Source organism: Pantoea sp. F_5 (assembly GCF_008631595.1).
GTDB lineage: Bacteria > Pseudomonadota > Gammaproteobacteria > Enterobacterales > Enterobacteriaceae > Pantoea > Pantoea gossypiicola.
This window is the reverse complement of record NZ_VWUO01000001.1, coordinates 474,981-490,396: the sequence shown is the minus strand read 5'-3', so window position 1 is coordinate 490,396 and position 15,416 is coordinate 474,981. Positions and strand designations below refer to the sequence as shown.

Here is a 15,416-nt window from a genome sequence, read left to right as displayed (position 1 = left end):
GCCAGCACCTCATTAAAAACAATTACAATTCAAATATATAACGTTTGGACGTGGCAGGGTAACCGGTGATGTCCTAAATTGTTGCCGAAGCGTTGGCCGCCTCTTTTTTCTTCTGACTGCTGGTGATAAATGGCTTCTCAACGCAGAGATAGGTCAGTCTGGCGATATAGAAGGAGGCCACAAAGAACAGCGTGGAAAGCAAGGTGTAGAAGATAAAGTTATGCTGAATCAATGATTCTGGAATCATCTTGATGAAATAGAGCACGATGCCGTGAATCAGATAGAGGCTGTAGCTGACCTCACCGACCGACATCAGGGTTTTACTTTCCAGAAGGCCGAACAGCGAATTGCCGCTGCTGATAATGAAAAACACCACGGCCAGCAGGCAGAGGAAAATCAGGTAGTAGAACGTACTACTGGTAAAGAACAGCGCGATAACGGCCAGAGCAATGGCCAGTGCCGCCGCCAGACCCGAGGAGCGGAAAGCCATAAAGCGGTCGCGGTAATGCCATGCCAGATAGCCGGTCGCAAAGCCCAGCACCGGACGGGGATCGGTATAGGCGGTGCCCCAGAGACGCAGCGCGATAGCGACGGCTAAAATCCCGCCAATCGACCCCATGATCAGCAGCATCTTAAAGTGGCCACCGGTGGCACGATTCAGCAGGTAGATGAACGGAATCGACAGATAGAGCAGCCATTCCAGTCGCAGCGTCCACTCGACACCGGCGTTGATATTAGCCGTCGGAATTGAACCGATATGGTAATTGCCGATAAACAGGAACCAGCGCAGACCGTCCACCAGCATTGCGCCGCTCGCAACCACATCCCCACTGAACCAGCCGATGACCACGATCAGCAGTGCAGAGAACCAGAACATCGGCACAATGCGTCGCACGCGTGACTTCAGCAATTTGCGTGTCAGTTCAGCGGGAGTCAGCTTGTCGTTGTCCAGCCAGCGATAGAACAGAAAAGCAGAGATCATGAAAAACAGGGCGACACCAAATTTACCGGAGTTGGCAAAAAAGTTTCCCTGCGACACCCATGCAAAATAGTCTTTATCAAAAACCCACTCATGGTCGAGTGAATAGACGTAATGTGCAAAGTGTGAAAAGGCGACGATGCTGGCCAGCAGCGCACGCAATCCCGAGATACTTTTAATACCGCTGCCGTTATAAACGCCGCGATGGAATGAAAACAACCGTAATACCATCAGTGCCATAATTAATGACAGCACCATCATGAGTACGTACATACCGCCCTGCTCCTTCTGTTTTTAAATAACTTAATTAGTGAGTCGATTTAAAAACGGCATCAAAATTCTGGCTCAGCAGCGCAAACGTCTGCTGTGCTTTTATCTGATAAAGCTCTTTCGTCGGGTGAATACAGTCAGGAGACATCTGGCTGTTCCACGTTTTCTGCTGCTTAATCAGTTCATACTGTCTTACCACCGGAACCTGCTGTTCGCGGGCTACCGCATTTATCTGATAGACATAAGGCCAGACATTCCATTGCTCTGCACGGCCACACAGCGGATTAGGCTGCTGCAGCACCACCTGTTTGCCATGCGCTTTAGCCGTTTTCACCAGTTCTGTCAGGATACGGTTAAAATCCTGCGGGCTTTCCGCGCCATGAGCGTGGTTCTTACCGGAAAAGACGCGCGCATCATTGATGGCATAGTTGATCAGAATGATGCTGGCATCGGATTGCGCCATACGCTGTTCCCAGCTCTCTTTCGCGTTAATCAGTTCTGAAACCTGCGCGCCTGGCGAACCATGATTCTCAATACGGATATCCGGGCCATATTTTTCCTGCAGCATCTGCTGCAGATAACTCATTTCATTCTCTTTGCTGATGACATTACGTCCGCCAGAAGAGATCACACCGGCGGTTGTCGAGTCGCCATAGGCTGCGATGACAACCGCAGCCGGCGCATCTGCTGCCTGCACCAGTAACGGTGCAGCAAGCACTAACAGGGGAAGGAGTCGAATCATTTTCAGCTCTCTTAGTGAACTAACTTAAATTCACGCGCCACTTCATACCCAACAACCGCCTGTTTAAGCGAGATGGTGTTGTAGTAGAGGTAGTACATCTGGAAGAAGACAAACATCGCAAACATCGCGGGCTTCCAGGCTCTCTTAGACTGGTAGATCAACAGCGTCAGCACTATTGGCTCTACCTGCAGGAGGTAGTTTGAGAGACGAGCGCCCGATGAGTAGTTGTACAAAAAGATCCTGATACCCCCGCCGATTGCAAAGGTAATAATCAGCAGGTAATTCAGTCGCCAGACATCATAATTGTCACGCTTCAGGCGGTTCGACAGCATGAAGTAGACAAAAATAAAGACCAGCGCCACGTTTTTCAGGTTCGAGACCGAGAAAACACTGCCGGTACTGGCTGTCGCTGCGTTGTCATTGTTGTAGCCAGCGGCCCTCTCCCCTAATCCCCCCAGATGGCCGGCAATGGCTGTAACGAAGCCCATCCCACCCACTTTCGACGCCGGAATACTCAATACAATAATCGCAATCGGGAACCAGCGACGTTCACGCAGGAACAGGAAGGGGATCAGCGTGACCACCATGACCGCGGTATTGTGGCTGATAAATGAGAGAACAAAGAAGCCAAACGCCAGCCAGTAACGCTTCAGATAAAGCGTCCAGAGCACCCCCAGAAAAAGTGCCGAGCTCAGACCAAAACGGATCTGGTTAACATCTTTGTTGATGAAGATATGGGCCGAATAGAGCGCCAGTGCCAGCACCGGATAAGGTGACATCTTTTTAAAGAAGATGGCGTTCGTCCCCACCGCGAGGATCGCGAAGACAAACAGAAAGGCGCTGGCATTATGGGAAAACAGACTGGTCAGCCAGGCAATGGCAAAGATCAGCGGTTCATAGCGGAAAAATGCCACGGTATTGAAGAAGCCATTGACCTCGATGCGCCGGACGAAATCTTCAAAGAAGCTGCGGTACTGATAATCATCCATGCCCGTGCCAAGTCCGCGGATACCGCCGAACACAATCAGCGTCACGGTCGCGATGCAGAGCAGATAAGTCAGAATATGGGAGGTGCGTTCGTCTTTTTTCAGCAATATTTCAAACAGCGAAAGCAGCAGTAAAAAGCCTGATACATACCAATATGGAGCCATGGTGTGATTCCTTAATTCCACAAGTTCTCATGCCAGCAATAATCACGCTTCGCCTTCCCGGCTTGCTTTTCCGGGTCTGATAGCACGGTCACAATTTGCGTGCAGGCGATGCCATGCTGGTGATGAATTCTGTTGAGTGACGCTCGCCATGCGATTTATAGAGGTATCGCTTTAGTGGGTTTGGACAGAATAACCTGTGTAAATTGATGCGTGTCGTCATTCAAAGGGACGATAAAAAGGGGCGGTCAGACCGCCCCCTGTTTATTACTCAATGATCAGCTTTTTTCGGGCTTGCTGTAGTCATAGGCATAGTAGTCATAACCATGGCCATATGAATTAGCCGCTTTACGCACCACGGCGTTGAGGATCACACCTTTAATCTCAATACCGTTCTGGGCAAAGCGTTTGAAGCTGACGTCCACTTCTTTGGTGGTGTTGGCTTCGAAACGCGCCACCATCAGTGAGGTGCCGGCCAGCTTACCGATAATGGAGGCATCGGTAACGGCCAGAATTGGTGGCGTATCGATTAACACCAGGTCGTAATTCTTGCTCGCCCAATCCAGCAACTCACCCATGCGACGATGCATCAGCAGCTCAGACGGGTTTGGCGGAACCTGACCACGTGGCAGGAAGTCGAAACCGTACACGCCCTGCTGAATCAGCGCCGGGCTGAACTCAGTTTTGCCAGACAGCACGTTTGACAGGCCAGATTTGTTATCCGCGCCCAGCAGTTCGTGGGTATAACCACGACGCATGTCGCCATCGATAAACAGAACACGCTGACCTGCTTTCGCGACCAGCGTCGCCAGGTTGGCACAGATAAAGGTTTTACCGATACCCGGGCTGGCACCGGTGATCATCAGGATGTTGTTCTTCGCTTCCATCATGGCGAAATGCAGGCTGGTACGCAGGCTACGAATCGCTTCAATGGAGAGGTCAGTCGGATTACCCAATGCCAGCAGCGTTTCGTGCGGATCGGTTTTCACCTTGCTGCCGCGACGCGCCAGTGCTTCGGTATCCTTTTTACGCTGCCAGTCAGACAGTGGAACGCTGGCATAGACATTCATACCCAGCTCTTCCAGCTGATCCGGGTTCTCGATGCCGTGATGCAGCAGTGCTTTCAGCAGAACCAGACCCACTGACACGAACAGACCCAGAATCAGGCTTGCGGCAATGATCAGCATCTTCTTCGGTGCAACCGGCGCGTTAGCTGTCTGCGCGCTGTCAATGATGCGGACATCACCCACGGTGCTCGCCTTGCTAATGCCCAGCTCCTGCTGACGGTTCAGCAGCTGCATGTAGATCTCCTGACCAGACTGAACGTCACGGGTCAGACGCAGGATTTCCTGCTGAGTCTGTGGCATGCCAGAAATTTTCTTGTTCAGCTGAGCCTGCTCACCTTCCAGCGTTTTGCGTTTTTCCAGCAGCGCGCGGTAAGTCGGGTGATCTTTAGTGAACAGCTGTGAGACTTCTGCTTCACGGAAGGTCAGTTCGTTTAACTGACTCTGCACGCTGACAGAGGAGTCCAGGGCAGATTTCGCTTCCAGTGACAGGTCAACAGATTCGTTCTGACGACGGAAGGTGTTCAGCTTGTTCTCTGCTTCATCCAGCTTGCTGCGAACGGCAGGCAGCTGAGTGCGTAAGAACTCCAGGCTTTTCTCGGCCTGCTCTGACTTGCGTTCAACGTTCTGTAACAGATAGTTATTTACAATCTGGTTCAGCACTTTGCTGATCTGCTCCGGATCTTCACCCAGATACTCCAGACCCAGCACGCCGGTGTCTTTACCTTTGTCTGCCACGGTCAGGTTAGAGAGCACAGAACGGATCGCCTGCAGGTCATTCAGCTTGGTCACGGTGAAGCTGGTGCCTTCATCGGCGTGAATCTCGCTGACCAGCATGCTGATGTCGCCGTGCGACTCCAACTGGCCAACTTTACCTTTGAACAGCTCATCGCCATCTTTAGAGACGGTGTAGCTAGTCGGACCGGTCACTTCCAGTTCAACGTTACGTTTGTCGATAGTGCGTGGGATTTCCAGGCGCGAAATCGCGATACTGGCGGGTTTGTTGCCCATCAGACGCGACAGACCCTTGCCGATGACCGGGAAGTAGTTCTGCTCAACCACGGTATCCAGGCCCAGATCGTCAACGGTTTTGCCGATGACCATACGGGATTCCAGAATCTCGATTTCCGTATCAGAGGCAGGCGTCGGTGGCAGAATGCTGTCAATCTCGTTCAGAACGGTGCTGGCATTCTTCTGCTCAACCTGAACTAACGCATCAGCGCTATAAATCGGTGTCGCAAACAGTGTGTAGAGTGTTCCCGCCAGCATGAAAAATGCAGTAACGGCAACAATGATCCAGCGATGGTCAATTAGCTGTCCCACAAGATGCGCCAGATCCCATCCATTCGACTCCTCGCCCGGCGCGGTTCTGACCTTATTTTTTATATTCATGGATAATCCCAACTATCGGCTTAATACGTTGACCCACTTCTGGGTAGCGTTTTCCAGTAATCCGTAAATCTCTTCAAAGGCCTCACGGCTTTTTCGGTACGGATCCGCAATTTCTTTCTGATTGAGCCAGTGCCCAAGCAACATGGTTTTGCCACGTGCGGCGGGATCGATGCGATTCACCTGTTCAATATGTCGCTTCTCCATGACCAGAATCAGGTCACTGTTGCGGCACATTTCGGCCGTTAACTGTTGTGCCTGATGGCCTTCCAGCGACAGACCCTGCGCTTCGGCAACGGAGGATGCCATTTTGTCGGCCGGGTGGCCGACAAGCGCCCCCAGGCCGGCAGAGCGAACATCTAAATCGGGCAGCGCACGTTTAAACAGGCGCTCTCCGGTCGGAGAGCGGCAGATGTTGCCAACGCAAACGACTAACACGGACGTAATCATGGTCAGACCTTAGTTCGACCAGTTGCGGATACGCAGTGCGCTCTCGCTCACATCGTTGATACCCGCAATGGTTGGCAGTAATTGCGAGATCACACGGTTCCAGCGCGTCAGCGGCGTTGAGGTGACATATACGATGTCATATGGCTGAAGCTGGAATTCGGTTCCCATCACCATGGATGCCGCATCTTTGGTGTTCAACTGATAGATGTTGGCAATCTTATTGCGATCGGTGCCGCGCAGTGGACGGATAACGAAGACGCCGGTGGCATCAGAGGTGGTTTGATCCATCCCGGCCGCGTTGCCCAGTGCTTCCGCCAGCGTCATGCCGCTGCGGTCCATTTTCAGGGTCGCCTGCTGCTTCACTTCACCCATCACGAAGATTTTCAGATCATCGTTACGCGGAACGTAAAGGATATCGCCTGGATAGAGGAGGTGGTTCTGGCTCAGGTCGCCATTCTGCATCAGTGCCTGCAGAGAGACGCGCTGTTCACGGCCATTGTGCGTCAGTACAACGTTACGCCAGTCAGCATCAGCGGCCAGGCCGCCAGCGGCGTTAATCGCGTCCAGAATCGTCAATGGCACGTTAGTGATTGGCTGCTGACCTGAGGTCGTCACCGAACCGGTGACATAGGTTTTCTGTGACTTGAACGAGGCGATGCTCACATCAACCTGTGGGCTTTCAATGTACTGTGCCAGGCGGCGTGCCACTTCATTACGCACTTCGCTAACAGTACGGCCTGCTACACGTACACGGCCAATATAGGGATAGAAAATAGTGCCGTCAGAATGTACCCAGTTGCCGGTGTCGCTGGCGCTACGGTACTGACCCGCAGGGGTTGTCAGTTCCGGGTGATCCCAGACCGTCACGGTCAGGACATCGCCTACACCGATACGGTATTCATAGTTCTGAATTTCGTTCTGCAGTGAAGGGTTCGCCTGAGCCACCAGAGGCTTAGGACGCATTTTCTCAACCAGTGAAGGCGTTAATGGGAAGACGTTGACATATTTATCAATGTCAAAGTTGCTATCCTGTTGCTCAATAACATCTTTTCCTGATGTAGAAAGACGAGAACCGGGTTCGACTGTACACCCGACAAGGAATGTGGCGGATACCAGCAAGGGTATCAATTTCATTTTGATTGTAATCATTTAGATCTTCGCTATCAGTTATTTATTGATAGAGGCGAAACCGCCGCTGTGTAAGCGTCCAACAAAAAGTAAATCCTGGCTGACTTAAGCCTTAAGCTCTGAACCTGTCGTTCATTATCCTTGCTCCACTTGTTATAAGTAGTGGCCATCAATCAGGGTGTACCCGAAACGCCTTGCATCATAGCGGACTCTGGATGCACTGCGATATCCCTGATGATGGCCGCTATTAACGACACGCCTGACAACGGCATAACACCTCGGAGCGCGCGTGAGCACGCTCATTCCGACTCACGATTAATAGGCACCGTCGCGTTTCAACACCACGCCCACTGTTTTAAACAGAATGGCGATGTCATTCCACAGTGACCAGTTTTTCACGTACCACGAGTCGAAATAGACGCGGGTTTCATAGTCAACATCATTACGACCGCTGACCTGCCACAATCCCGTCATGCCTGGTTTAGCCATCAGGTAATAATCAACATCACCAGCATAACGACAGAGTTCATCTTCAATGACCGGACGAGGCCCGACCAGACTCATATCACCGCGCACTACGTTCCAGAGCTGAGGCAACTCATCGAGGCTAGTTTTACGGATGAAGTGGCCCACTTTAGTAATACGTGGATCATTTTTGAGTTTGAAATCTTTATCCCATTCCGCACGCGCAATCGGATCGGTACGAAGCACTTCTTCCAGCACTTCTTTTGAATTAATCACCATCGAACGGAACTTCAGACATTTGAATTTACGGCCATTCATGCCGACACGTTCGTGACCATAAATCGGGGGTCCGCCATCACGGCCAACCAGGAAGCCCAGCACCAGCAGCGCTGGCATCAGCATCAGAATAATCGACAACGCACCGACGATATCAAAGGCTCGCTTCAGGAAACGCGAAGTGCGTTTTGCCAGGTTATTCTGAACGCGCAATATCATCACTTCGTGGCTGAAGATATAGGCCATATCCGTACCGTAAAGCGGTACACCACGCAGCGTCGGGATGACAGAAACTGAACGGCAGTTGTGCATCGCCAGCGATTTGAGCCACACATCACGATACTGACTCTGCTCATATTCTACTGCCACGATAAACTGGGTTTCGCTGTTCGTCAGGCTCCAGAGTTCCTGTTCGTCGCGCAGAACCGGTACGCCGTTCATGATCTCCTGAGGACAGGTTCCATCAACGTCATAGAAGGCGATGACGTCAAATCCCATGACCTCTTCGCTTTGCAGCGCCTGCCAGGCTTCGTGCGCATTTTTGCTGCTGCCGATAATAATGGTCTGTTTTTTCCACAAGCCATTTTTATTCAGCAGACGTTTTGCCAGCGCGCGACAGGTCGGAATCAAAATCAGCGCCAGTACCCAGGTCAGTAACCAGACAAAACGCGACATCTGCCATTGTGACAGCGCGGTAATCGACAGGTCGATAACAGAAAATATAAGAATGGTACGAAAAACTTCTTTTAATTCGAACCAGAAAGGTTTGCGGTAAGTGTAGTGACGCAGCCTTACCCAGAACCAGCCAATACAAATTACCGACAGACAAATGTGTGTGGCAATTTTTAAATTCATTTCTTTTTCAGAAATATCTGCCAGCGGCGAACCTGACTGAGCATTAATTAGCATCATCGCCACAAATAACGCTGCGTTGAAACAAATTAAATCTGAACATGCCAGCATTAATTTGGTAATAAGACTTTTAAACGTAAATTCTGTATCGCGCATATTTAACTCTTTATTTTATTTCCTTAAACCCGCAACGGCTATCGCCTGTTTAATCGTTAAGCGATGAAACCTTTCCAGACTGAGCCGTTTCTAAGGGGAGCTCCTGCGGCGTTTACGCCCGTGATCTTAACCATGACACCAATAATATTGTGATGAATACCAACAGATTACTCTGACTTTAATCACCGCCAGCATTGCTCATTTAATCAACGAAAAACGCGATTCAGGCACGCTACCGCCCTTGGCTGTCGCTGCCAATATCGCTGTCATCATTCATATTGCTCCCAGTAACAGGTAACCGTAACTCATCATACAAGTGTTCATAGATGAATTACTGATTCCTTACATTGCGATTAATGTAGAATCGGTACGCAAATTACGACTCTGGGGCAGAGTTTGCTAACTTGTTGCTATACTAGTTATTACTGGCTTGTTTACAAGCAGGTCCCGCCATCCCTGGACTATTTTAGGAAAAAGACTACCAGCAATTAGTATTGATGCCTGACAGGCAGTGCAATCCTTTCTGTACAATTCGGATTAATGCCATACTCGCGGTGGGATAAATCTCATAAGCCCGGCAGGTGAATATCACTTTCCCGTGACCAAATGACTCAGAATAGTCTCCCCTGAACCCTGTGAATTTAATCAAAGCGTCACACTGTTATGTTCAGATTTTGCACGATATATTGCGCTGTGCGGGTTATCCTCCCCTGCCCTGCCATTTGTACGCGGCTTCGCACTCCACTATCATCAGAGAAAACCCAATTTAAGACATTCAGGTGAACAACGCATGCTGGAGGTAATTGCAGATCCCTCGCTATGGGCGGGATTAGTAACGCTAATCGTTCTGGAACTGGTTTTAGGCATCGACAATCTGATCTTCATTGCCATCCTGGTTGAGAAACTTCCCGGCCCCCTGCGCGACCGCGCACGCGTTATCGGACTGCTACTGGCGTTAGTGTGCCGCTTATTGCTGCTGGCTTCGCTTTCCTGGCTGGTTACGCTCAAAGAACCCTGGGTTACGCTGGCGGGCCACCCCTTTAGTGCGCGCGACTTACTGCTGCTGTCAGGCGGGATTTTCCTGTTATTTAAAGCCACAACAGAGTTGAATGCGCGCCTTGAAGGTCATGATGAAGATGCCGGTCAACAAAAAGGCGGCGCTAAATTCTGGCCGGTGGTGGCGCAAATCGTGGTGCTGGATGCCATCTTCTCGCTGGATGCGGTGATTACCGCCGTCGGCATGGTAAATGATCTGCCGGTCATGATGATTGCGGTCACCATCGCTATTCTGCTAATGCTGCTTGCCAGCAAGCCGCTGACCCGCTTTGTGAATAACCATCCTACTATTGTCATCCTCTGCTTAAGCTTCCTGCTGATGATTGGCTTCAGCCTGGTGGCGGAGGGCTTTGGCTTTGTCATACCTAAAGGCTATCTCTACGCGGCTATCGGCTTCTCGGTAATCATTGAGGCACTGAACCAGCTGGCTCACTTTAACCGTCGCCGTGTGCTGTCGGCGGGTCGCCCGCTGCGCCAGCGCACGGCGGAAGCGGTGTTACGGATGCTGCGGGGTGCCGCGGAACCGGCGGAACTGGATGCGAAAACGTCGTCCCTGATTGCTGACAGCGACGCCAGCATGCTGTTCAACCGCCAGGAACGGGTGATGATTGCCCGGGTGCTGGGCATGGGTCAGCGCCACGTTAACAGCATCATGACGTCGCGCCATGACGTCGACCATATCGACCTTAATGACGATCCGGCCGAGATCATGTCACGCCTCGACCGCAATCAGCACACGCGCATCCTGATAACAGACAACTCCAGCGAACCGCTGGGCGTGGTGCACGTTATCGATCTGCTGCACCAGTCGCTGCACCATAATTCACTCGATCTGCGCGCCCTGATTCGTCAGCCGCTGGTCTTTCCTGAGCGGCTGACCCTGTTGCAGGCGCTGGAACAGTTCCGTCAGGCTCACACTCACTTTGCTTTTGTCGTGGATGAGTTTGGGTCAGTGGAGGGCGTGGTGACGCTGAGCGATGTGATGGAGACCATCGCCGGTAATCTGCCGAATGAGGCGGGAGAGATTGATGCCCGCTACGATATTCAGATTCAGGGTGAGGGACACTGGATTGCCAACGGCCATATGCCGCTGGAAGATCTGGCGCTTTATGTGAAATTGCCGTTGGACGAGCAGCGTGACTATCATACGCTGGCAGGTTTACTGATGGATAAGCTGCAACATATCCCTCAGGAGGGGGAAATGTTGCAGCTGGGTGATTATCTGCTGCGAACCCTGCAGGTGGAAAATCATCGGATTCAGAAAGTCGAAATTCTGCTGCAGCCCGATAACGATGACGAGGTGTAAGCAGTCAACCAGGTTGACAGCATGCGCCCGCTACGGGCGCATGATTTTCTTCAGGTTCTCTTTGTTCTCGCCCTCTTTCTGACGATCGATCCACTGATTCAGCCGGGACTTCGCTTCACTCTGAAGACGGTCACGCAGCACGGCATCCACCGGCAGAGAATATTGCAGGCTGTTCCAGTCACCATACATACGCAGTGGAACCGGCTGACTGGAGAGCGTCTTCACCAGCGCCTCGTCCCCATGCCAGCCACTGATTTTCAGCCCCAGCGTGACGTCGAGCTGTTGCTGCACCATGTCGACTTTACCCGCGCCCTGCAGGCCCAGATTCTGACCATTGCCATTGATATCGCTGAAGCTGATAACGCCTTTATTCAGCGCGACCTGACCACTGATCGACTCAATGCCTTCATCGACAGCTTCCTGACTACTGACTTTATCACTGACCCGTGCCACGGCACGCTGCACCATCTGCTGCAGATTAAGCTGTGCCAGCTTCAGGTTACTGGCGCTGACGGTCGCCCTGCCCTGCCAGCTTCGTTTGGCCGCGTCAACAGTCAGCGTATTGCCCGACAGCTCGCCATCAAGACTCAGATTTCCCTGCAGGCTTTCCGGCAGTTCAAACGCTTTAAGCAGTGGCTGAATGGCAATCAACCGGAGTTGGGGTTTCAGGCTGACCTGCGTTTCCGGCTGACGAATATCAATGCTGCCGGGAACCGAGAAGCTGCCATTGCCCAGTTTGCCGCTGAGCGTGTTTAGTGTCATCAGTCCCTGCTGGTTGCTGGCGTTTACCACAAGGCCGGTCAGGGAGAGGCCGCGCCACACCACACTGTCCGCCTGTAATTTCAGCGCCAGGTTCAGGTCATTCAGCGGAGAGTCGGCATTGCTGCGCTCCCGGGGGGCCGCAATCACTGGCGAACGGGCCACAGTAGCATGCTGCACGCCAGGTGTTTCCGGGACAGGCGTGCTGGTGAGTAAATTATCAAGATTTAGCGTGCTGGCTTTCAGATCCAGCACGAGCTGCTGTGGCAGGGCAACCTGTCCGCTGCCCTGGCCGGTCAGCATACTGTCGTTGGCAGTGAGCTGCAGATTGCTGAAGGAGAACTGCTGGCGGTCGCCATTCCATTCGCCCTGCAGGCTCAGTGAGCCTTTGATTCCCTGAACCGGGATATCGGCACCGGAGAGGGCGTAATCAAGCTGCTGCAGCTGGCCGCTGAGACGATGGGGATATTGCGCGGCATCGAGCTGGCCTTTGAGATTCAGGGTCGCGTTGCGCTGATTACGCATCAGGCTGGTGCTCAGCGACAGGGTCGCCAGCTTGTTCGCGTCCTGTTCCATATTGATGTTGAGGTCGCGGAAATTATATTCGTCGCCGCCCGGCTGCTGCCAGATAAGCAGACTGTCGGCTACCCGCAGTTTAGCGATATCAAATGACCAGCCGCTGGACGCCGAGGCGGGCTCCGCATCGCGCGGCCCCTGAGGCGCATTTTTAGCACGCTGCGCGCTGCTCTCTGGCGTGACCCGCACAATCGCATTTTTCAACAGCACCTGGCTGACGCTGAGCTGGTGGGATAAGAGAGGCCAGAGATCAACATCAAGCCGCATATTTTCTGCCGAGACCAGCGGCTGGCTGGCACCCGGCGCGGTGAGACTCATCCGCCCTGCCAGGATGCTGAGCTGAGGCCAGACGTGCCAGCGCAGATCGCTGCTGACGTCAAGGCGATAACCACTGCGTTGTTCGACCTGTTGCACCATATAGGCACGAAAGTCGTTGGGATTGACCAGCAGCACCAGCGCGCTCATTCCCGTTACGACCACCACTAACAGGATGGCCAGCGTGGTTATCACTCTTTTCATTACATCCTCAAATCAGTCTTTATCGATACGGCTGGCATCAGCGCCCTGCTGACCGCGATATTTCGCATCTTCACGCCGGTTATAGGGGCGTGCAGCCGGGCCTGAAAGCGGTTCAAAACTCAACGCGCCGATTAACATACCGGGACGCAGCGCCAGCGGCAGTTTACCTGAATTGTAAAACTCCAGCACGATACGGCCCTGCCAGCCTGGATCAATGCGGTGAGCCGTCACGTGAACCATCAGCCCGAGACGCGCCAGCGAAGAGCGGCCATCCAGCCAGCCGACCAGATCATCGGGCAGGGTCACGGACTCCAGCGTCACCGCCAGCGCCAGTTCACCCGGATGAAGGAAAAAGGCTTCGCCATCAGGCAGTACGATCTCATCGCTCATCACCCGGTCCAGTGCCGCACTCACTTCCTGTTTTGGGCCGCTCAGGTCGATAAAAGCCGCGGTATGACCGCTGAAGGTACGGAACTGATTGCCCAGACGCACATCGACCGTGGCTCCATTAATGCGCTCGACCGGCGGCCGCGGTTCAATGGCCAGTTTGCCACTGTCCAGCCAGGCTTCGATATCGCGATCGCATAATCTCATTGCGGTAACTCCATGACATTAGTGTAGCAAACCGGCATGCGTGCCTGCCGCCGGTCTGCACCACGTCCGGACGGACGTGCGTTATTCAAAAAACTGGTTGATTTTCGCCTTGAGAATATCGATGGCGATACGGTTTTTTCCGCCGCGCGGCACAATAATATCGGCGTACTGTTTTGATGGCTCGATAAACTGCAGGAACATCGGACGCACGGTCTTCTGATACTGACTCATGACTGAATCCATTGAACGGCCACGCTCATTGACGTCACGTTTCATGCGGCGCATCAGACAGATATCGAGTGGCGTATCCACAAAGATAGAGAAATTGAGTTCCTGGCGCAGACGGGCATCGGTTAAAAGCAGAATACCTTCAAGGATAATGACCTTTTTGGCCTTCAGGTGTTGCGTTTGCTGGGTGCGGGTGTGTTCAACATAGCTGTAAACCGGCAGCTCAATATCCTGACCGGCTTTCACCGCCTGCAGATGCTGCAACAGCAAATCATGATCCATCGCACTCGGATGGTCATAATTGGTTTTAACCCTCTCTTCCATGGTGAGGTGACTTTGATCTTTGTAATAAGCATCTTCCGGGATAACCCCAATGTGCTCGTCACCTACCTGATCACGGATTTCACGATAGAGCGTGCTGGCAATTAAACTTTTACCGGATGCGGAAGCGCCGGCAATGCCTACAATCACGCACTGATGAGACTTGTCAGTCATACTATTTTAGGACCTGATAACTGGAGCCTGCCACTGGTCACACATTACGCGGGCAGTGGACGGGCCGAAATGGAGAGGGTGTGTTCGCGCTAAGTATAGGGATTTCGGCCTTTTGATGCCACAAAAATGGCGTCGGCGACTTTTCAGACTTTCTCCTTTGGACGCCACTCATTTCACCGATAAACTAACGTCACACCCTACAATAAATAAAATGGCCTGCACGGCACGCTGTTCTGATGACGCGTGCCACAAACGTTCCGACCGAATGATGCATCAGGAGTGGTATGCACTGGAAGACTTTGACCTATTTTGGCGACAGCATGCTGTTGATTCCGACAGCGGTGATTATTGCGCTGATTTTGCCGTGGAAGAGTGACAATCGTCTTACGGTCTTTTACTGGATTGTGGCCTTTGGCCTGGCTGGGCTGACAGTCAGCCTCTCGAAAATCCTGTTTCTGGGATTTGGCATTGGCAGCGCCCGCTTTAATTTCACCGGTTTCAGCGGTCACAGCGCCATGTCCGCCACGCTGTGGCCGGTCATGTTATGGCTGATTTCCGGACGCTGGAAAGCCGTGTGGCGCATCGCGGCGATTGGCGTCGGTTATCTGATCCCCCTGATGGTCGGTTTCTCCCGCCTGGTGATCCACGCCCACTCTAAAAGTGAGGTCGCTACCGGTCTGCTGCTGGGCTTTACGCTGAGCACCGCGTTTCTGATCTCCCAGCGCCGTACCTCATTAAAAGGCTTCAGCTGGCCACAGGTGGGTGCCGCGCTGTTAGTGCCGTTTGTATTAATGGGTCACGGTCGCGTCGCGACGACGCAGCAGTTTCTGGAGCGCTTCTCCGCCAGCCTCGCGGGCCTGGAGAAACCCTACACCCGCGCCGACCTTTTCCGCCAGTAATCAATACGCTGGCAATCATTTTTACCCTGCCCGTCAATTCGCCGAATAACGGGCAATATTGATTT

The 15,416-nt window shown here is 52.6% G+C and carries 12 protein-coding genes; 2 read left to right on the top strand and 10 right to left on the bottom strand.

Going from position 1 to position 15,416, the window contains the following annotated elements; translation table 11 throughout:
* Positions 1 to 73: 73 nt before the first annotated feature.
* The 7 genes from F3I44_RS02250 to wbaP form a co-directional block, all read right to left on the bottom strand.
* Positions 74 to 1,252 (bottom strand): acyltransferase, encoded by a 1,179-nt coding sequence (locus tag F3I44_RS02250; protein ID WP_150019261.1) that lies wholly within the window; start codon positions 1,250 to 1,252, stop codon positions 74 to 76.
* 34 nt (positions 1,253 to 1,286) lie between these two features.
* Positions 1,287 to 1,991 carry an SGNH/GDSL hydrolase family protein gene (locus tag F3I44_RS02245; RefSeq protein WP_150010355.1) on the bottom strand — a complete coding sequence of 235 codons (705 nt, stop codon included), beginning with the start codon at positions 1,989 to 1,991 and terminating at the stop codon, positions 1,287 to 1,289.
* An 11-nt stretch (positions 1,992 to 2,002) separates the two neighbouring features.
* Entirely contained in the window at positions 2,003 to 3,142 is a 1,140-nt protein-coding gene (locus F3I44_RS02240; protein ID WP_150010357.1) for an EpsG family protein, read from the bottom strand.
* A gap of 275 nt (positions 3,143 to 3,417) precedes the next feature.
* A complete protein-coding gene (wzc, locus tag F3I44_RS02235) occupies positions 3,418 to 5,595 on the bottom strand; it encodes a tyrosine-protein kinase Wzc (protein WP_150019260.1) in 2,178 nt (725 codons plus the stop codon).
* Between the two features lie 12 nt (positions 5,596 to 5,607).
* Positions 5,608 to 6,042, bottom strand: a complete 435-nt coding sequence (locus F3I44_RS02230; RefSeq protein ID WP_150019259.1) for a protein tyrosine phosphatase — start codon at positions 6,040 to 6,042, stop codon at positions 5,608 to 5,610.
* Between the two features lie 9 nt (positions 6,043 to 6,051).
* Positions 6,052 to 7,191, bottom strand: a complete 1,140-nt coding sequence (locus F3I44_RS02225) for a polysaccharide export protein (protein WP_150010363.1) — start codon at positions 7,189 to 7,191, stop codon at positions 6,052 to 6,054.
* A gap of 294 nt (positions 7,192 to 7,485) precedes the next feature.
* Positions 7,486 to 8,919 (bottom strand): undecaprenyl-phosphate galactose phosphotransferase WbaP, encoded by a 1,434-nt coding sequence (wbaP, locus tag F3I44_RS02220; protein ID WP_150010365.1) that lies wholly within the window; start codon positions 8,917 to 8,919, stop codon positions 7,486 to 7,488.
* A gap of 790 nt (positions 8,920 to 9,709) precedes the next feature.
* Between wbaP and F3I44_RS02215 the strand changes: the two genes are divergently transcribed.
* The gene (locus F3I44_RS02215; protein ID WP_150019258.1) at positions 9,710 to 11,281 is read left to right on the top strand and encodes a TerC family protein; all 1,572 of its coding nucleotides are present in this window, start codon (positions 9,710 to 9,712) and stop codon (positions 11,279 to 11,281) included.
* Between the two features lie 30 nt (positions 11,282 to 11,311).
* Here F3I44_RS02215 and asmA read toward each other — a convergent pair whose 3' ends face one another.
* The 3 genes from asmA to udk form a co-directional block, all read right to left on the bottom strand.
* A complete protein-coding gene (asmA, locus tag F3I44_RS02210) occupies positions 11,312 to 13,135 on the bottom strand; it encodes an outer membrane assembly protein AsmA (protein ID WP_150010369.1) in 1,824 nt (607 codons plus the stop codon).
* 12 nt (positions 13,136 to 13,147) lie between these two features.
* The gene (gene dcd, locus F3I44_RS02205) at positions 13,148 to 13,729 is read right to left on the bottom strand and encodes a dCTP deaminase (protein WP_150010371.1); all 582 of its coding nucleotides are present in this window, start codon (positions 13,727 to 13,729) and stop codon (positions 13,148 to 13,150) included.
* An 81-nt stretch (positions 13,730 to 13,810) separates the two neighbouring features.
* A complete protein-coding gene (gene udk, locus F3I44_RS02200) occupies positions 13,811 to 14,452 on the bottom strand; it encodes a uridine kinase (protein ID WP_004571279.1) in 642 nt (213 codons plus the stop codon).
* Positions 14,453 to 14,736: 284 nt separating this feature from the next.
* Between udk and F3I44_RS02195 the strand changes: the two genes are divergently transcribed.
* The gene (locus F3I44_RS02195) at positions 14,737 to 15,351 is read left to right on the top strand and encodes a phosphatase PAP2 family protein (protein ID WP_150010373.1); all 615 of its coding nucleotides are present in this window, start codon (positions 14,737 to 14,739) and stop codon (positions 15,349 to 15,351) included.
* The last annotated feature ends 65 nt before the right edge of the window (positions 15,352 to 15,416 follow it).